Genomic DNA, 17,953 nt, shown 5'->3' with positions numbered 1-17,953 from the left:
CGAGCCGGTTGGCTGCGATCCGGGCAATTCCCCTTATGTCGTGCAAGGTTGAACGAAGATGATCTTGCCGCGAGGGGTGGAGGCGCGAGCGCGGAAGGGGAAATTCCGCCCGCGAGGGGTGTCGGGGCGGTCGTTCCTCCCCGAGGGGTCCGCTGACCGTGGTGCACGTCACGCCGTGAAACTGGCGCGATTCGGTGGTCCGGTCTCCCGGCGGGACCTGGGGCGGACCTGGCCTCCGGCTTGGTGAATGGCAATTCACCAGATAAGGTGAATTGCTATTCACCCGCCGCCTCGCCCAGGCGCTGCCCGCTGGAGTGCCGATGGACCGGACCGCCGCGATACGCAACCGGCTCACCGTCCCGGTGCTCGCGTTCGGCGGCATCCTCATGGCCGTCATGCAGACCGTGGTCGTGCCCCTGCTGCCCGACCTGCCCCGGCTGACCGGAGCCTCGGCGGGCACGGTCTCCTGGATGGTCACGGCCACCCTGCTGTCCGGGGCCGTCCTCACCCCGGTCCTGGGCCGGGCCGGCGACATGTACGGCAAGCGACGGGTGCTCATGGCGGCCCTCGCACTGATGACCCTGGGCTCGGTCCTGTGCGCCCTGACCTCCGACATCGGCGTGCTCATCGCCGCCCGCACCCTGTCCGGAGCCGCCGCCGCGGTCGTCCCGCTGTCCATCAGCATCCTGCGGGACGAGCTGCCGCCGGAGCGCCGGGGATCGGCCGTGGCGCTGATGAGCTCCACCGTCGGCATCGGTGCCGCGCTCGGCCTGCCGCTGGCCGCGGTGATCGTGCAGTACGCGAACTGGCACACCATGTTCTGGGTGACCAGCGCCCTCGGTGCCACGGGCGTGACGCTGGTGTGGTGGGCGGTGCGGGAATCGCCGGTGCGCGAGCCGGGCCGGTTCGACGTGCCGGGTGCGCTGGGACTGGCCGTCGGGCTGGTGTGCCTGCTGCTCGGGGTGTCCCAGGGCGGGCAGTGGGGCTGGGGCAGCCCGCGCGTCGTGGGCCTGTTCCTGGCCGCCGTCGTCGTGCTCGCGTCGTGGTGGTGGCAGCAGCTGAGGGCCGAACAGCCGCTGGTGGACCTGCGGTTGGTGGCCCGGCCCCGGGTCGGACTGTCCCATGTGGCCGCACTGCTCGCCGGGTTCGCGTTCTACGCCAACACCCTGGTCACCGCCCAGCTGGTGCAGGCGCCCGAGGCGACCGGGTACGGGCTCGGTCTGTCCATCGTCGTCACCGGCTTGTGCCTGCTGCCCAGCGGCGTGGTCATGCTGCTGCTGTCGCCCGTCTCCGCCCGGATCTCCGCCGCGCGCGGGCCGCGCGTCACGCTCGCCCTCGGGGCGGCGGTCATCGCCGCCGGGTACGCGGTCCGTATCGCCGACAGCCGCGACCTGTGGATGATCATCGCGGGGGCCACCGTCGTCGCGACCGGGACCACCCTGGCCTACTCGGCGCTGCCCACGCTGATCCTGCGTGCCGTGCCGGCCGGGCAGACCGCCTCCGCCAACGGCGTCAACGTCCTGATGCGGACGATCGGCCAGGCCGGCTCCAGCGCCGCCGTGGCCGCCGTCCTCGTGCACCACACCAGCCTGGTCGGCGGGGCCCCGGTCCCCACCCTGCACGGGTACCTGCTGTCCTTCGCGATGGCCGGTGCGGTCGCCCTCGTGGCCGTCGTGGCGGCGCTGTGCATCCCCGGCGACTCCGCGGCCGAGGGGCCCGACGAGCCGGACGGCCTCGCGTCGGCCGGGAACCGCACCCGGGGCGCGCACGACCGGGCGATGGAGGGAGCATGAGTGCCGTGAGCACTCCACCCGTCACGCCCACGCCGGCCCGCAGGGACGCCGAGGCGACCAAGGCGGCCATCCTCAAGGCGGCCCGGTATCTGCTGGCCCGGCACGCGCACGCCGACATCACGCTCAAGGCGGTCGCCGAGCGCGCCGGCGTGAGCCCGCCGCTGATCCTCAAGTACTTCGGCAACAAGGACGCGCTGTTCGCCCGGGTCATGTCCTTCGAGACCGACGCCGCCGCCCTGCTGGCCGCGCCGCTCGAGGAACTGGGACCGCACATGGTCCGGCACGTGCTGGTCAGCCAGTCCGAGCAGGGCGCCGACCCGCTGCTGCGGATCGTGTTCGCGCCCCTGCACGGCGAGCAGGGCGACATCCTGCGCGCCAACTTCCGCACCCAGGTGACCGACCGCCTCACCGACCGCCTCACCGGCCCCGACGCCGGCCTGCGCGCCGAACTCGCCGTCGCCACCCTGCTCGGCCTGGGCGTGATGTACGGCATCGCCCGCGGCACCGAGGTGCGGGCGAGCACGGTCGACGCCCTGGTGGACCGGTACGCGCCCGCGGTGCAGGCACACCTCACTCTCTAGGCACTCCGGCCGAACAGCCGGTCAAGGAAGGCGTTGCCGTACACGCGGTGCGGGTCGAGCCGGTCCAGCGCCGCGTCCGCCTCGGCCCACTCGGCCGTACCGACGGCGGCCGGCACCACCGACCCCAGTACCTCCGGGTCGCTCCACACCCCGTCGTCCGTGTACGCCCATCCCTTGGACCACTCCACCCGGGTGAGCGCGAACCCGCCGTCGAAGGTACGCAGCAGGAACCGCTCGATCTCGCGCAGGAACGCCTCCGCGTCCGGTGTGCCCGGCAGTGTCAGGACGTCCAGCCACACGGCCGTGTCCCACTCGGGATGGTCCGCGCGCGGCCGGAGCGCGGACAGCAGTGGCGGACGGGCCCCGGCCACTTCGGCGTCCCCCGGCTCGTCCAGGCCCGTCACCCGGATCTCCACCGAGCCGTTGACCGGGAAGCTGCCCCGGGCCGCGTACGCCGCCAGCCGCTCCCGGTAGAAGGCGGCGAACTCGGAGAGCACCCGCTGCACCTGCTCCCGCGAGGTGAGGACCGCGTAGCCGTCGGCGTGCACCCGCAGGGTGCTCGGCTTCAGATACAGCAGCGTGTTCTTGGACGGCCCCCAGAGATCGGCGGACAGCGTCGTCACCAGCCCGAGCGCGGCCGCGTCGTACTGCGCGGCGCCCAGCACCGGCGCCAGATACCAGGCCGCCTCCGACGTCATTCGCCCCACCAGCTCCGCCACCGGCGTCGGGATGTTGTCGGAGAACGGGTAGTTGTACGGCCGCGTCACCCGCCGCGAGGTCAGGGGCCGGGTGGGGGAGACGCTCCACACCTTCAGCCAGGGATGCTCGGTGAAGGCGAACCAGATCGCCTCGACCCGCCCGGCCTCGTCCAGGAAGCGCGCGAAGGTACGCCCGTCGGAGCCGGGCGCGGCGAACAGCTCGCCGGCCGGGATGTCCGTACGGCTCACGCACCGCAGGTTCGTGTTCGCCCCCACCCGCAGCACCACCTCGGTCACCAGGGACCGGCCGAGATGGGTCAGCAGCGCGGCACAGTCCGCCTCGTCGCGGCGGAACGTGCGTACCACGTACTCACCGGACCGGGAGTCCCAGACGACCGCCGTCAGGGACAGGATCAGATTGCTGAGCGAGCCGTACGTGTTCCCGGGCCGCCGGCGTTCGCCCCGTGCGGGGACGGCCGTGCCGTGCGCGTCGATCGCCAGGGCGCCGCCCAGGGTGAGGACACCGGGAGCGGGAGCGGCCGTGACGCCGAGGCCGTGTTCCTCCAGGAAGGTCAGCAGGGCCTCCATGGTCACGCCGGTTCCGGCGCGTACGGCCGTCGGCGAGTCCAGTGCGAGGCCGGTCAGATGGGGCGTCGTGTCGACGAGGAGGACGGGCGCGCCGGACGGTGTCCCCTCCGTCACGGTCAGGGGCGACCAGCCGTGCGAGGCGCCCCGGGCGCGCACCCGCCACCCGTGCCGCCACGCCCAGTTGACGACCGCGGCCACCTGTTCCGGGCTGCTCGGCGCGCAGGCCCACAGACCGTCGGCGGTGATCTCGCCGACCCAGTTCCGGTACGCCGAGCGGTACAGCGCGACGTCCGCCGGGAAGTCCGGCAACTCCGCCGCCGCGGCCGCCGGATCCGCCGGCAGACCCGGCACGGCGGCGAGTGCGGCCGCCGTGAGGAGGAAGCCCCGGCGCGTCCAATGCGGGTGCTGGGAAGGGAAGTTGCTCATTGAACCGGTAGTCACGTGGAGTCACGCTAGGGGCCGTGTTGACACGTGACGCGTTCCTGTCGCCTCTATTCACTCGTGTGAGTGAATCGGGCGGGGTCTGCGGGCCGGAGCGATACGTTCCGCGCGAGCCGTGACGGATGACAGACTGACGCCCATGGACGAGCGCACATTCGACAGGTCGGGTCAGCACGCTTCCGTCGTGGGCCTGGGCACATGGCAGCTGGGTGCCGACTGGGGGGACGTCGACGACAAGGAGGCCCTCGCGGTACTGGAGACGGCGGCCGAGTCCGGGGTGACCTTCTTCGACACCGCCGACGTGTACGGCGACGGCCGCAGCGAGCAGACCATCGCCACGTTCCTCAGCGGCAGGCCGGACCTGCACGTCCTGGTCGCCACGAAGATGGGCCGCCGCGTCGACCAGATCCCCGAGAACTTCGTGCTCGACAACTTCCGCGTCTGGAACGACCGCTCGCGGCGCAACCTCGGCGTCGACCGGATCGACCTGGTGCAGCTGCACTGCCCGCCGACGCCCGTCTACTCCACGGACGAGGTGTTCGACGCCCTCGACACCCTGGTCGAGGAGGAGCGCGTCGCCGCGTACGGCGTCAGCGTCGAGACCTGCGAGGAGGCGCTGACCGCGATCGCCCGGCCCAACGTGGCGAGCGTGCAGATCATCCTCAACCCGTTCCGCATGAAGCCCCTGCGCGAGGTGCTCCCGGCCGCCCGTGAGGCGGGCGTCGGCATCATCGCGCGCGTCCCGCTCGCCTCCGGCCTGCTGTCGGGCAAGTACACGCGGGAGACGGTCTTCCCCGAGAACGACCACCGCGCCTACAACCGGCACGGCGAGGCCTTCGACGTGGGCGAGACCTTCTCCGGCGTCGACTACGCCACCGGCGTCGAGTCCGCCGCCGAGTTCGCGGCACTCGCCCCCGAGGGATACACCCCGGCCCAGCTGGCCCTGCGCTGGATCATCGCGCAGCCCGGCGTCACGACGGTGATCCCCGGCGCCCGCTCGCCCGAACAGGCCCGTGCCAACGCGAACGCCGCCCGTCTGCCGGAGCTGTCCGGCGAGACGCTGGCGGCGGTCCACGACCTCTACGAACAGCGGATCAAGGACCGGATCGAATCCCGCTGGTAGAGACTGCCTTGTTCACGGCACCAGGAGCAGCTGCCGTTCCTGCTCCTGGTCGCCGGAGGCGACGCCGTCGTCGCGGGCCGTGAAGGCCCGGGTGAGCGTGTCGCTCGCCCGCCGCACCGCCTCCGGGGTGCCCTGCACGGTGACGGTCACCGGCGCGGACAGGCGCTCGGGGCTCGCCGCGGCGCTTCCGGCGGCGCCGGCCTCCGAATCGCCGAAGGTCGCCATGTGCACCGTCGCGTTCTCGTCGGCGGGAAGCTCGTCCGGCGCCCCGAAGGTGCCTTCCAAAGCGCGGACGACCGCTCGTGCGTCGTCCGTGCCACCGCCGCTGAGCGTCACGGTGAGCTGCGTTCCGGACATGCGTCCACGACCTCCTCGGGTTCTGCGTCATTCGCGTCGTCCGTGTAACCGTCGCCTGATCGCTCAAACCGCCGCGCGGCCCGGGAGGACGGCCCGTTCCGGGGAACTCGCGGGAGAGAAGGACGTGAGGTCTCACACCGGGAGGAACAGTGGCGGACGCGGTAGAGGGCGGGGCCAGGCGCCGGGGACGCAACGAGACGGAGGAGGAGAGAGCGGACCGGATGTGGCAGGAGCTCATCCAGGAGGTCCGCGTGGCCCAGATGGGCGTGCAGATCCTGTTCGGTTTCCTGCTCACCGTGGTCTTCACCGAGAAGTACGACGACCTGACCGGCACGGACCAGACGATCTACCTCGTCACGGTCGTCCTCGGCGCGTGCGCGACCGGGGCGCTCATAGGGCCGGTGTCCCTGCACCGCCTCGTCTCCGGGCGGCGTGTCAAGCCCCAGGCGGTACGGCTGGCCTCCCGGCTGACGCTGCTCGGCCTCGTGCTCCTGCTGGCCACGACGACCGCCTCCCTGCTGCTGATCCTGCGCGTGGCCACGCACGACGGCTTCGTGCCCTACCTGGTCGCCGGAGTGGTCTGCTGGTACCTGCTCTGCTGGTTCGTCCTGCCCCTGTGGACCAGGTACCGCCATACGTCGGAGTGACGGCGGCGCCGCCGCCGGACCGGCCCGTGGCCCCGGGGATCAGCCCCCGGCGATGACGTCCGCCAGGAAATCGTCCACGTGGACCTCCTCGCGGCCCGGCGGGACCACCTCGTGGGTCTCCCGCAGGAACGCCGCGAACCCCGGGGCCCACGCGAACACCAGGGCGTGGTGACGGCCGCCGTCGGGGCGGGCGTCACCGAGGAACTCCAGACGCAGCTCCTGCCACATGCCCCGCGACACCGGGCGGATCCGCACGTCGCCCAGCCCGACCGGACGCCGCAGACCGTCGGCGAGCATCTCGCGGTCCAGCTGCCACCGGGCGAGGACCCGGCCGTCGTGGCTGAACACGAGCGTGACGGCGAACGGGTCCGCGGCGTCGTAGCTGAGGTGGGCGAGTACCGAGAAACGGTCCGTGTCACCGGCCTGGAGCTGCACCACTAGGGTCTTGTGCACGAAGGAGTTCACGAAAGGGCCTCCGGGAAGAACCGACGTAGAGCCCTCTAGTACCCCTCACACGCGCAAGATGCTCAGCCCTCCGGGTGATTCCCGCGGGCACCGCGCAGGGACTCGATGCACACGGCCACGGCCCGCTGCAGCTCCTCCAGGCGCTCCACCATGTCGTCCTCGTAGAACTCCGGGGTGTCGTCGAAGGTCAGCTCCTCGAACACCTTGGTCGCCTTCTGCAGGCTGCTGTAGAACTTCGTGCGCCGCTCCCGCACCCGCAGCCCCGGGTCGGCCTCCACGGTCTCGACCACGAGGGACTTCATGGTGTCGTACGCCTCGGTGGCCCACTCGCCGGAGTCCTCGTCCTCGTCCAGCTCGTCGATCAGCGACAGGTGCCGTTCGGCCTCCTGACGCAGATCGGCGGGCGCGTCGAGGGTCTGCCCGGCGGGCGTCTTGATCTGCCCCGACTCGGCGATCTGGCGCACGTATCCGATGCGGTCGGCCGCCCTGCTCTCGCCGGCGACGGCCTTCTTCAGCTCGTCGGTGCGCACGACGTCACGGGCCAGCTCGGCCTGCAGCTCGGGGTCCTCCCTGACCCGGTCCAGCAGGGCCTGACGGGCCGCGCGGGCCGTGGAGGGGTCGGCGAGGATCGCGGCACGCAGGGCGGTGGGATTCTCCGCGACCTCCAGCGCCTTCGTGGGCCGGATGCCCTCCGCCGCGGCGGCCTCGGCGATGGCGGTGCCGCGCTCGGAGCCGGCGCCGGAGCGCGAGACGTAGTAGCTCAGCCACACGTCCGCGTCCGGCAGTTCCACGTCCTGGCCCGGCGCCAGCGCCTCGAAGTGCGGGACCAGACCGTCGTCCGCCGCCCGGTCCCACGCCTTGTAGTAGCGCATGACCCGCTCCGGAGAGCACCCGGCGAGCTCCGCGAACTCCTTCGCCGACACCTTCGGCGTCTCGTCCGCGCCCTGCCCGCCGGGCCGCACGCTGCGCGCCACCTTCAGCCCGAAGGCCCACCCTCCGGTCCGGGCGTACGCCCCGAACTCCCGCGCGTCCAGCGCGACCAGGTCGGAGAGGGGCGCCGGTGAGGTCTCGGGCGGGGTGATGGCTACGGTCACGGACGACTCTCCTGAAGGGGGTTGGCTGCGTCGAGTACGTGCAGGCCAGCAGCCTATATCCACCGTCGGAGAGCCTTCGCGCCACCGGCCTCGGCCGACCTCAGCCGAACGCGTCGCGCAGCGCGGGCAGCAGGGTCTTCTCCGACCAGTCCAGGTACCCCGGCTGTGACTCGCCGCCGATCTGGACCAGGGCGATCTCGGTGAAACCCGCCTCGGCGTACGGGCGGACGGCCTCGACGAACGCGTCCGGGTCGTCACCGCACGGGATGGCGTCGGCCACGTCGTCGGGCGTGACGAACTGGGTCGCCGCCTCGAAGGAATCAGGGTGCGGCAGCTCCGAGTTGACCTTCCAGCCGCTGCCGAACCAGCGGAACTGGGAGTGGGCGCGCTCGACGGCCGTGTCCCGGTCGGGGTCGTAGCAGACCGGCAGCTGCCCGATGCGGGGCTTGCCCGCGCCGCCGTGCCGGTCGAACGCCTCCAGCAGCCCCGCCTTGGGCTCCGTGGCGATCACCAGATCGCCGAGTCGGCCCGCGAGTTCGCACGACCGCTCCCCGGAGACCGCGACGCCGATGGGCGGCGCCTCGTCCGGCAGGTCCCACAGCCGGGCCGACTCCACGTCGAAGTGCGCGCCCCGATGGTTGACGTGGCCGCCCTTGAAGAGGGCCCGGATGATCTCCACGGCCTCCTCGAACATCTCGTGCCGTACGTCGACGGACGGCCAGCCGCCGCCCACCACGTGCTCGTTGAGGTTCTCCCCGGAGCCGAGTCCCAGCCGGAACCGGCCCTCGGACAGCAACTGCAGCGTCGCCGCCTTCTGCGCCACCACCGCCGGGTGGTAGCGGAACGTCGGGCATGTCACGTACGTCATCAATGGGATACGGGACGTGGCCTGGGCGGCCGCACCGAGCACGGCCCACGCGTAGGGCGAGTGGCCCTGCGAGCGCAGCCACGGGAAGTAGTGGTCGGAGGTCACCGAGAAGTCGAAGCCCGCCTCCTCGGCCCGCACCACATGGTCGACGAGCTCTCGGGGGCCGGCCTGTTCGGTCATCATCGTGTATCCGATTTGCACCATAACCGGCGAGTCCCCTGACAGCGGGCGTGAAAACGGCTCGATCAAGTTCCGTGGACAGAGGGAGGATGCCTCCATGAGTGCCTCCGCCCTGCCGACCGGCAGCCCCGCCTCCCAGGGCGTCGACGCCTCCGGCGTCCACGCTTTCCTCGACGCCCTCGAAGCGGCCCCGGAGATCGAGCCGCACAGCCTGATGATCATGCGGCACGGACACCTCGTCGCCTCTGGCTGGTGGGCGCCGTACACCCCCGACCGCCCCCATCTGCTGTACTCGCTCAGCAAGAGCTTCACCGGGACCGCCGCCGCCCTGGCCGAGGCCGAGGGACTGCTCGACTTCGACGCGCCCGTGATCTCCTACTTCCCGGAGTTCGAGGCCGACATCACCGACCCTCGCAGCCGCGCCATGCTCGTACGGCACGTGGCGTCCATGTCGAGCGGCCACGAGCGGGAGACCATCGAGGAGACCTACGGGCTGGACCGGGCGGAGCCCGTGCGGGGGTTCCTGCTGCTGCCGCCGGACCGCGACCCCGGCACCGTCTTCGCCTACAACCAGCCCACCACCTACACCCTCGCCGCGATCGTCCAGCGGGTGACCGGACAGCCGCTCACCGAGTATCTGCGCCCGCGGCTGCTGGATCCGCTGGGCATCGGCGAGGTCTTCTGGCAGCGGGACCGGGCCGGCCGCGAGATCGGCTACAGCGGTCTGCACGCCACCACCGACGCCGTCGCCCGGCTCGGCGAGCTGTATCTGCGCGACGGGGTCTGGGAGGGCAAGCGGCTGCTGCCCGAAGGGTGGGCGGCCCGGGCCGCGCGCCCGCACATCCCGACCGCCGGTGCCATGGGAGACGTGGGCCGGCAGGACTGGGACCGGGGCTACGGCTACCAGCTCTGGACCTCCCGGCACGGCTACCGGGGCGACGGCGCGTACGGTCAGTTCTGCCTGGTACTGCCCGAGCACGACGCGGTGATCGCCACGACCGCGGCGACCGAGCGGATGCAGGACTTCCTGGACCTCGCCTGGAAGCATCTGCTGCCCGCCTTCGGCCCCGAGCCGCTGCCCGGCAGGGAGACCGCCGACGCGGCCCTGCGCGAGCGCCTTGCCGGGCTCGCGCTGCCGCCCGCCCCGGGCAGTGCGACACCGCCCGGACGGGCCGAGGACTGGGCCGCCGCCGTGTTCGGTTCCCTGGAGAAGGACGGCCCGGCCCGGTCGGCCGGGCTCGTGCAGGACGCGGACGGCTGGACGCTCAGGGTCGCCGAGGATGAGAGCCCGCTGGACCTGCGGCTCGGGAAGGCGGGCTGGACGGTGGCGGAAGGGCCGCTGCCGACCGCCGTGAGCGGCGGCTGGACCGATGCCGGCACGCTGGCCGTGGAGGTGGCGTTCCTGGAGACCCCGCACCGCCTGGCGCTGACGTGCTCCCTCGCGGACCGTACGCTCACCGCGCGCTGGCGCACGCAGCCCCTGCGTCCCGGCCCGCTCAACTCGCTGCGCGCGCCGCGCGGCTCAGTCTGAGTCCGGCCGGAAGGTCTTGAGGACGGTGCGCAACGTCTCCTCGTTCGCGTTGTCCTCCCAGTCCGCGGCCGGGGTCGTCCAGCGCAGCGAGAAGCTCCGGCCCCCGCCCAGCAGGAAGCCCCGGCCGAAGGTGCGTACGCGGGTGTCGCCGACGTCCGCCGTCCACTGCATGTCGGCGGCCTCGCGCCCCTGGTACGTCGTCGCGCGGATCGCGCCGATCCGCTCGTAGTCACCGGACTGCTTCAGGTTCGGTTCGACGTCGTCCCGCCACACGGCCACGGGGTCCGGGCCCGCGTCCGCGCTGTAGGTGACGGCCAGCGTGCGGTCGTCGCCGTCGGCGCCGAAGACGACCCGGTACGCGAGGCCCTGGCGGTCGGTGTCCAGCCGCTTCCAGCCCTCGGGGAGCGCGACGGAGAAGCCCTCCGGTGCCTGGTAACGGTGGAAGCCGGGCGGCAGGCCGGTGGCCGGGGCGGACGGCGTGGGCTCCGGAGACGACGGAGTGGGCGTGGGGGAGGAAGGCGTCTCGGTCGGGCTGGGCGTCTTGGACGGTTCGGGACTGTCACCGCCGGTGCTCTCGCCCGGCGAGGCGGCGGAGGCCGGCGGCCGGGCCGGCGAGTCGGCCGCCTCGCTGCCGGTGTCACTGCCGGGCAGCCCCTGGGTCGCGGCGAGAACGGCGACCGCGACGGTGATGACGGCCAGGGCCGTCCCGGCCACCATGGTCCGTCTGCTCCAGGCCGGGTTGCCCGGCAGCATGGCGGCGTAGGAGCCGCGCAGCCGCGGGGCCTGCACCGAGCCGAGGGCCGCTTCCGGGTCCTCGCTGAGCGCGCGGGTCAGCGCCTCACGGACCACCGGGCGGGTCAGCCGCTCCCGTGAGTCCTTGCGGAGCAGCCCCTGCACGACCTGGGTGAGCGGCCCGGAGCGCACCGGCGAGCGCAGCGGCAGCCGGTCCACGGCCTTCAGGGTGTTCTCCGGGCGCCCCCGGTCACGGAAGGGCGGGCGTCCCTCGACCATCGTGTAGAGGATCGCGCCCAGCGCCCACAGGTCGGCGGCGGGACCGATGCGCTCGTCCCGGGCCTGTTCCGGAGAGGCGTACGCGGGGGCCGTGAGCCGGGGCGCGAGGGTGGCGCCGGCCAGGCCGTAGCCGGTGACGACGACCGAGTGGTCCTCGCGCACGAACACCTGGCCGGGGCTGAGTTCGCCGTGGGTGATGCCCTCGGCGTGCGCCGCGTCCAGGACGTCGAGCAGTTCCAGGCCGATGCGCGCGGCGCGCACGTAGTTGAACGTCCCCTGCTCCGAGAGGAGTTCGCCCAGCGGCGTGCCGTCGATCCACTCGTTGACGGTCCACAGGGCGCCGGCCTCCTCGAGGGTGTCGACGACCCTGGCGACCCGGCCCGGGCACAGCAGCGCCATGTTCTCGGACGTGCGCAGCAGCCGGGCGGAGGCCCGGCGCTCGGGCTCGAGCGGGTCGTCCGGAAGCCCGATCTGGGTGACGAGACACGGCCGCGAGACTTCGCCGGCGCCGGTGTCCTCGGCGTACCAGCAGATGCGGTTGGTCTCGCGCTGGATGATCTCGAGCAGCCGGTACCGGCCGGCGACCAACTGGTGTGTGGAGACGTGCGCCCTGCCCATGGCCATCCCTCGACTGGAAATCTGGCTCTCAACCTTTTCCAGAGGTACGGGGGGTGAGGCGCACTCTGTTCAATCGGATCGCAACTCCGTGTTCATTCTTGTCTTTTGTTCAAGAGATGGGAGCAAGTGCGCGAGGAGAAACGGTCTTTCACGGTTCAGACGCGGCTCACCTCGGCCGCCCGGGCCTCCATGTGCTCGGAGAATTGGCCCGCCGCCGCCCGCGGATTCGCAAATTCCGGGCTGGCCTGGTGGTAACCGCCGGTAAATGAGGCGGTGTACAACATCTGAACTCGGAGCCCTCCGATGAATTCCGCGACGGATTCCCGAGGGCGGCCGGATCCTCAGCGCAGACCGAAGCGATGCGACCAGGCGATCATGTCCCCCGTGGTCGCGTTGCCCCCGCACACCACCAGGCCGAGCCGCGCTCCGTCACCGACCCGCTCCAGGACCTGCCGGGCGGCGGGCAGCAGGCAGCCGGCGGCCGGTTCGGCCCACACCTTGGCGTGGTCGGCCAGCTCCAGTGAACCCCGCACGGCTTCCCGGTCCGGGACCACGAGCACCTCGGTGACCAGGGCCGAGACATGGTCGTACGTCAGCTGCGACACGGACGGGGCGCTGAGCGTGGAGACGATCGACGACAGGGCGACCGGCCGCGGGCCGCCCGCCGCCAGCGCCTCGGACATGGCCTGCGCGCCCTCGGTCTCCACGCCCCACACCCGCACCCCGGGCCGGAGCGCCCGCAGTGCCGCGGCGACACCGGAGATCAGCGCGCCGCCCCCGATGCTGACGAGCACGTCGGTGAGCTCCCCGGCGTCGGCGGCGAACTCCAGGCCGACCGTGCCCTGCCCGGCGATCACCACCGGGTCGTCGAAGGGGTGGACCAGGGTCAGCCCCTCCTGCTGGAGCCGCGTCATGAGCGCGAACGCGCCGTCCATGTCGTCGGTCAGCCGCACCGAGGCGCCCGACGCCTCCGCGATCTCCACGGCACGGGCGGGCGCGGAGCGGGGCATCACCACCGTGGCCTTCACATCGAGGGCCGCCGCCATGACCGCGAGGGCGATCCCGTGGTTGCCACCACTGACCGCCACCACCCCCGCGGCCCGTTCGGCCTCGCCGAGCGACAGCAGCTTCGCCGTCGCCCCGCGCGCCTTGAACGAGCCGGTGCGCTGCAGCAGTTCCAGCTTCGCGGTCACCGGGGCGCCGAGCAGCGCCGACAGCCCCGGGCTCGGCACGGTCGGCGTGCGCACGACGTGCCCGGCGATCCGCTCGGCCGCGGCTTCGATCTCCGAGATGCCGATCACGGCGGTCGTCCTTCCGGCGCGGGGTTGCGGAACGCACCTGGTCGCAGCCTCGCCCGCCGACCCTGCCGAGGTCAAACATGTTCGGACGGAGGGCACCGGCTCAGACGTCGCGCCGTACCAGGAAGTCGAGCAGCGACCGCAGTTCGCCGGCGGCTCCCGAAGCCAGCGGCACCCCGGCGAGCGCCGTCTCGACGACGGCGATGTGACGCCGGGCCTCCGCCAGGGCCGCCGAACGGCCGCCCGCCTCCTCGATCAGCGCCGCCGCCGCATCGGGCTCCTCGCCGCTCTCCAGGAGCGCGGCGAGCCTGCCGCCGCTCGGGGAGCCGAGCGCGACCAGCACCGGGAACGTCTTCTTGCGCTCCCGCAGGTCGCCGTGGACCGGCTTGCCGGTGACCCGGGGGTCACCCCAGATGCCCAGCACGTCGTCGACGATCTGGAAGGCGATTCCGAGGTGCCGGCCCGCCCGGTCGAGCGCGGTGACCGTCTCCGGGGCGGCGCCCCCGAGCACGGCACCCAGCGCGGCCGCGCAGCCCAGCAGGGCGCCGGTCTTGTGCTCCGCCATCGTCCGGTACTCGTCGGGCCGTACCCGCCGCGGTCCCGTCCAGGGCCGCTCGGCGAACAGCAGGTCGTCCGCCTGCCCGCGCACCAGGTCTCCCAACGCCCCGGACAGCGTCCGCACGGCACCGGCACCGCCCGGCTGCGCCGCGAGCGTCTCGACGGCCAGCGCGAACAGGGCGTCGCCCGCGAGGACCGCGGGTCCCGTGCCGTAGGCCTTCCACACGGTCGGGCGGCGCCGCCGGTCCGCGTCGCCGTCCATGATGTCGTCGTGCAGCAGGGAGAAGGTGTGCACCAGCTCCACCGCCACGGCCGCGGCAACCCCGGACCGGCCGGGCGCACCGGCCGCCTCGGCGCCGAGCACCGCGAGCGCCTGCCGTACGCCCTTGCCGCCGGAGGCGACGGCCGGGGCGCCGCCCACCTCGCACCAGCCGAAGGAGTACGCGGCCATCTCGCCGACCCAGGGGTGCAGCCGTCCGACGGCCTCGGCCAGGGCGGGCCGCACGAGGGCACGGCAGCGCTCGAGGACCTGGTGAGCGTCCGCGGAGCGCGTGGTGGTGGCCGGCGTCGCGGTGTCCTGCCGTGTCGTCCGTACCGCCATGGGGAGCGCCGTCATCGTGCCGCCTCCGTCGCCCCCGCGAGCGCGAGCCCCGTGTCCGGTATGCCGAGCTCCTCATGGGCGCGGGCCACCATCTTGCGGGCGTGCTGGAGGCCGATCCGCTCCAGCGTGCCGGCGAGCTCGGCCAGTTCGGCCGCCGTCTCGCCGCGGTCGCGGCCCAGCCGGGCCAGGGACTTGGCCAGTCCGAGGCGCGAGAGCGCCTCCCCGCGCGGTTCGCTCATCTCGCGGAACTCCGCGAGCGCCTGTTCGTACAGGGCGCGTGCCTCGGCGTAACGCCCGGCCCGGTACAGCACGTTGCCGCGCATCTTGTGGTTGTAGGCCAGGGCACTGGACAGCCGCATCGCGCGGCATGTCGTCTCCGCCTCGCTCAGCAGCTCCAGGGCCCGCTCGGTGTCCCCGTCGCGCACCGACACGACGTCGGCCAGACCGCGCAGCGCCCAGGCGTGACCACGCCGGTCCTCGGCGCGCGCCGCGATCTCGGCGGACTCCTCGAACAGGGCGTACGCCGTGTCGTAGTCCCCGGTGTTGCGGTGCATCTGTGCGATGCCCTCCAGCGCCCACACCGTGTGCCGCGCCTCCCCGCGCCGCCGGGCCTCGGCGAGCAACTGCTCGTGCAGCCGGCCGACGGCCTCGTAGTCGCCCTGGATGCGGCCGGTCTCGGCCAGGCCCGCCAGCGAGTAGCCGCGTACGACGATGTCCCCGCCGTGTTCGCCCAGGTCGGCCGCGAGCTGGAGGAGGCGGCGGGCCAGCGGGAGCGCGCCGCGCTGCCGGGCCAGGGTGCCGCCGCTCCACAGCGCCCAGGCCATCGCCCCGGCGTCCTCGGCCTCGCGGGCGGCGCGGTAGCTCGCCTTCCAGGCCCGGTCCGCGTCCGCGACCCGGCCCAGCCGGCGCTGCGCCTCGGCCACCGCGAGTCCGGAACGCGCCACCTCCCCGGGCTTGCCGGCGCGCTCGGCCGCCCTCAACTGCTCGGTGCCGGCGGCCAGTACGTCGGTCAGTGAGGAGTTGACGGACAGAGTGGTGAGCGCGCCCTGGTACTCGGGGGCGAATGCCTTGCCGTACATCGATGCCTTTCGGTCCGTATACGCACCATGTATACACACTGCGTATACATGGTGCGTATAGAAGGGGGGAAACCGGCCCTGGCCACAAGGGCCAGGGCATCACCTGTTGCCGATCAAGACGTCGGGGGAACGGACCGGGTTGCCTGTGAGGCGTAGATCACCCGAGGGGACTCCAGTGCCGGAATCAGTGCTGCCCGGGTTTCTGCGGGGTCGCCTCGCTCGGCCGTACGACGACGTATCCCTCGCCCTGGAGCAGCAGTTGCACGGCCTCGCCGGAGCCGCCGCGCAGCATCGACCCGATGGACTGGGAGCGGTGCAGGGAGGTCTGCAGGCCCGCGGTCCAGCCGACGATCGCGTCGGTGTCGACGTACACCGGGTACTGCGCGGAGACCGGGATGACGAGCGGGGTGCCCTCGCAGACCAGGCCCAGTTTGCCGTGCCCGGTGAAGACGCTGTTGAACAGGCCGCCGCCGGTGATGCCGGCTCCCTTCACGGTCGCGATGCGATACGACAACGTGGCGTCGAAGCACAGCACGTTGCGGCCGTTGACGGTGAACTCGTCGCCGGGTTCGACGTCGACGATGAAGCAGTTCTGCGCTTCGTGGGCGAACCAGGCCTCGCCCTGGCCGCGCACCGCCATCAACGGCAGTCCCTCCCCGGTGACCGCGCGCTTGAGCATGCCGCCCACGCCCTGGCCCTTGCGCTCGAACTGGAGGTTACCGCGGTAGGCGATCATCGCGCCCTGCCGGGCGTGCATCTCGCCGTTCACCGTGTACCGGACGCACTTGGCGTTCTCTATCGTCATGCCCGCCGTGACGGCCGGCTGTGCCATGTGCTCGCTGGAAAAGAGGTCACCCTTCATGCGGGCATCCTCGCCCGGAGCGTCTCCCTCCGCCAAGATCGGGCACAAGTGACGGACCGGAGCGCGGTGGTGCGGTGTCAGGCGCCGAAGAGCTGTGTCCAGTACGTGCCCGCCCGGCCGCCCCCGGCCAAGCCGATGCCGATGTGGGTGAAGCCGGGCTTGAGGATGTTGGCCCGGTGGCCCGGGCTGTTCATCCAGCCCTCCACGACGTCGGCGGGGGAGCGCTGGCCGCAGGCTATGTTCTCGCCGATGGAACGCCGGGTGGACCCCGCCGCGGCCGCCCGGTCCCAGGGCCGGCTGCCGTCGGGCGCGGTATGCGAGTAGAAGGCGCGGGCCACCATGTCGGCGCTGTGCGCCTGCGCGGCGGTGGTGAGCAGGGGGTCGACGGCCAGGGGCGGGAGTCCGGCCCGTGCCCGCTCCCGGTTGGTGAGGTCGGCGACGGCCGCTGCCGTGCCCGCCAGCCCGTCCGGTGTGAACGGCCGGGCCCACAGCGCGGTCCAGAAGGTGTCACCGGAGGGACCGTCGTGGACGTGGGCCAGTCCGGTGTGGGTGAACGCCGGGTCGAGCAGGGTGCGGCGCGGAGCGTCGGTGCGCAGGCAGTACGCGACGAACTCGGCGGGTGTGCGCGGGCCGGACACGAGGTGCTCGCCGATGGTGAGGTATGCGTACCCGGCGCCGGTGACGCGCTGGTAGACGGAGACGCCGTCCCGGCTCTCGACGCCGAGGCGTCCCGTCATCGCCATGGCGGCGGCGTGCTCCCGGGCCGCGGAGGCCAAGCGGGCGTCGAGGGTCGCCGGCGGCGAACCGGCTTCGGTCCGCGCGGCGTTGACCAGCGCGACGAACCCGTCGGGACCGGGTGCGGAGGACGTGAAGGCGGGAGGTCCGGGGGAGTGGGCGGCACGGTGGGCCGGTTCGGTCGCGGCCCGGTGCCGCACTGCCGAGACCCCCGCCTGCCCGGCCGTGGGCGCGAGGGCCGCTCGGCGCACCCCGCTGTCGAGCGCGCCCGGCTCCGACGCGGACGTGTCGTCCACGACATCGACGCCGAAGTCCCGGGCGACTCCCGCCAGCCCGTCGGCGTACCCCTGGCCCAGGGCCCGCAGCTTCCAGCGGTCGCCGCGTCGGTAGAGCTCCGCGAGCAGCAGCACCGTCTCCTGCCGGGGCCGTGACGGGGTGAACCGGGTGAGCGGGCGGCCGGCGGGGCCGATGACGTGGAGCGTGGGGGAGGGCAGGCGGCCGAGGGTGGTTCCGGGCTCGGCGGGGCTGACGGCCACGGTGACCCGGGTGGCGCCGGCACGCAACCTCGCCGGGTCCACGGTGAGCGTGTCGCCCCGCAGCACGGCTCCCGGCGCGGCCGGCTGGTTGTAGAAGACGAAGTCGCCGTCGCCCCGCACCCTTCCGCTGTCGTCCGTGATCAGCGCGGACACGTCGAACGGCCCGGGCACCCGGACGGTCACCGCACCGCCCGGCAGCGCCAGATTGCCACCGGGGACCAACTCGCTGATCACGCCCGGACAACGGTCTGGGGAGCGCGAGGGTTCCCACCTGAACTCGGGCCCAAGG

Annotated in this window: 16 protein-coding genes; 5 read left to right on the top strand and 11 right to left on the bottom strand. The window is 72.8% G+C overall.

The features are described from left to right. The first annotated feature begins 320 nt into the window (after positions 1-320). Together OHU35_RS01565 and OHU35_RS01560 are read left to right on the top strand one after the other, a co-directional pair. The gene (locus OHU35_RS01565) at positions 321-1,793 is read left to right on the top strand and encodes an MFS transporter (RefSeq protein ID WP_405504274.1); all 1,473 of its coding nucleotides are present in this window, start codon (positions 321-323) and stop codon (positions 1,791-1,793) included. Continuing rightward, positions 1,790-2,374: a TetR family transcriptional regulator gene (locus OHU35_RS01560; RefSeq protein WP_189725394.1), complete on the top strand. Its 585-nt coding sequence runs from the start codon at positions 1,790-1,792 to the stop codon at positions 2,372-2,374. Before OHU35_RS01565 ends, OHU35_RS01560 begins: the two co-directional genes overlap by 4 nt. On the opposite strand, the gene OHU35_RS01555 is transcribed toward OHU35_RS01560, so the two are convergent. Continuing rightward, a complete protein-coding gene (locus OHU35_RS01555) occupies positions 2,371-4,086 on the bottom strand; it encodes a cholesterol oxidase substrate-binding domain-containing protein (protein WP_405504272.1) in 1,716 nt (571 codons plus the stop codon). The genes OHU35_RS01560 and OHU35_RS01555 overlap by 4 nt on opposite strands. A 154-nt stretch (positions 4,087-4,240) precedes the next feature. On the opposite strand from OHU35_RS01555, the gene OHU35_RS01550 reads away from it, so the two are divergent. Next, positions 4,241-5,224 (top strand): aldo/keto reductase, encoded by a 984-nt coding sequence (locus OHU35_RS01550; RefSeq protein ID WP_405504270.1) that lies wholly within the window; start codon positions 4,241-4,243, stop codon positions 5,222-5,224. 12 nt (positions 5,225-5,236) lie between these two features. On the opposite strand, the gene OHU35_RS01545 is transcribed toward OHU35_RS01550, so the two are convergent. Then, positions 5,237-5,581 (bottom strand): hypothetical protein, encoded by a 345-nt coding sequence (locus OHU35_RS01545; protein ID WP_189725397.1) that lies wholly within the window; start codon positions 5,579-5,581, stop codon positions 5,237-5,239. Between the two features lie 149 nt (positions 5,582-5,730). On the opposite strand from OHU35_RS01545, the gene OHU35_RS01540 reads away from it, so the two are divergent. Continuing rightward, positions 5,731-6,228: a DUF6328 family protein gene (locus OHU35_RS01540; protein WP_189725398.1), complete on the top strand. Its 498-nt coding sequence runs from the start codon at positions 5,731-5,733 to the stop codon at positions 6,226-6,228. Between the two features lie 39 nt (positions 6,229-6,267). Here the strand turns inward: OHU35_RS01540 and OHU35_RS01535 are convergent, their stop codons facing one another. The 3 genes from OHU35_RS01535 to OHU35_RS01525 all read right to left on the bottom strand — a co-directional run bounded on the left by OHU35_RS01535 (position 6,268) and on the right by OHU35_RS01525 (position 8,859). Further along, a complete protein-coding gene (locus OHU35_RS01535) occupies positions 6,268-6,693 on the bottom strand; it encodes an SsgA family sporulation/cell division regulator (protein ID WP_189725399.1) in 426 nt (141 codons plus the stop codon). A gap of 62 nt (positions 6,694-6,755) precedes the next feature. Continuing rightward, a complete protein-coding gene (locus OHU35_RS01530; RefSeq protein WP_405504268.1) occupies positions 6,756-7,787 on the bottom strand; it encodes a hypothetical protein in 1,032 nt (343 codons plus the stop codon). 100 nt (positions 7,788-7,887) lie between these two features. Next, a complete protein-coding gene (locus tag OHU35_RS01525) occupies positions 7,888-8,859 on the bottom strand; it encodes an LLM class F420-dependent oxidoreductase (protein WP_405504266.1) in 972 nt (323 codons plus the stop codon). Between the two features lie 73 nt (positions 8,860-8,932). On the opposite strand from OHU35_RS01525, the gene OHU35_RS01520 reads away from it, so the two are divergent. Further along, entirely contained in the window at positions 8,933-10,366 is a 1,434-nt protein-coding gene (locus tag OHU35_RS01520; protein ID WP_405504265.1) for a serine hydrolase domain-containing protein, read from the top strand. Here the strand turns inward: OHU35_RS01520 and OHU35_RS01515 are convergent. From OHU35_RS01515 to OHU35_RS01490, 6 genes are all read right to left on the bottom strand, one after another. Beyond that, positions 10,358-11,995 (bottom strand): serine/threonine-protein kinase, encoded by a 1,638-nt coding sequence (locus OHU35_RS01515; protein ID WP_189725481.1) that lies wholly within the window; start codon positions 11,993-11,995, stop codon positions 10,358-10,360. The two genes, OHU35_RS01520 and OHU35_RS01515, sit on opposite strands and share 9 nt — an antisense overlap. A 341-nt stretch (positions 11,996-12,336) precedes the next feature. Further along, positions 12,337-13,296 carry a threonine/serine dehydratase gene (locus OHU35_RS01510; RefSeq protein ID WP_405504263.1) on the bottom strand — a complete coding sequence of 320 codons (960 nt, stop codon included), beginning with the start codon at positions 13,294-13,296 and terminating at the stop codon, positions 12,337-12,339. Positions 13,297-13,396: 100 nt separating this feature from the next. Continuing rightward, positions 13,397-14,467 carry a polyprenyl synthetase family protein gene (locus tag OHU35_RS01505; RefSeq protein WP_405504262.1) on the bottom strand — a complete coding sequence of 357 codons (1,071 nt, stop codon included), beginning with the start codon at positions 14,465-14,467 and terminating at the stop codon, positions 13,397-13,399. Next, positions 14,464-15,531: a tetratricopeptide repeat protein gene (locus OHU35_RS01500; RefSeq protein WP_405504260.1), complete on the bottom strand. Its 1,068-nt coding sequence runs from the start codon at positions 15,529-15,531 to the stop codon at positions 14,464-14,466. The genes OHU35_RS01505 and OHU35_RS01500 overlap by 4 nt, the downstream gene beginning before the upstream one ends. Before the next feature lie 184 nt (positions 15,532-15,715). Next, complete coding sequence (locus tag OHU35_RS01495) at positions 15,716-16,393, bottom strand: AIM24 family protein (protein ID WP_189725406.1); 678 nt, start codon at positions 16,391-16,393, stop codon at positions 15,716-15,718. 77 nt (positions 16,394-16,470) lie between these two features. Further along, positions 16,471-17,895 (bottom strand): CAP domain-containing protein, encoded by a 1,425-nt coding sequence (locus OHU35_RS01490; RefSeq protein WP_405509154.1) that lies wholly within the window; start codon positions 17,893-17,895, stop codon positions 16,471-16,473. Positions 17,896-17,953 lie beyond the last annotated feature (58 nt).

The organism is Streptomyces purpurascens, from assembly GCF_045040895.1.
Lineage (GTDB): Bacteria > Actinomycetota > Actinomycetes > Streptomycetales > Streptomycetaceae > Streptomyces > Streptomyces purpurascens.
This window is presented reverse-complemented; position numbering and strand designations above follow the sequence as displayed.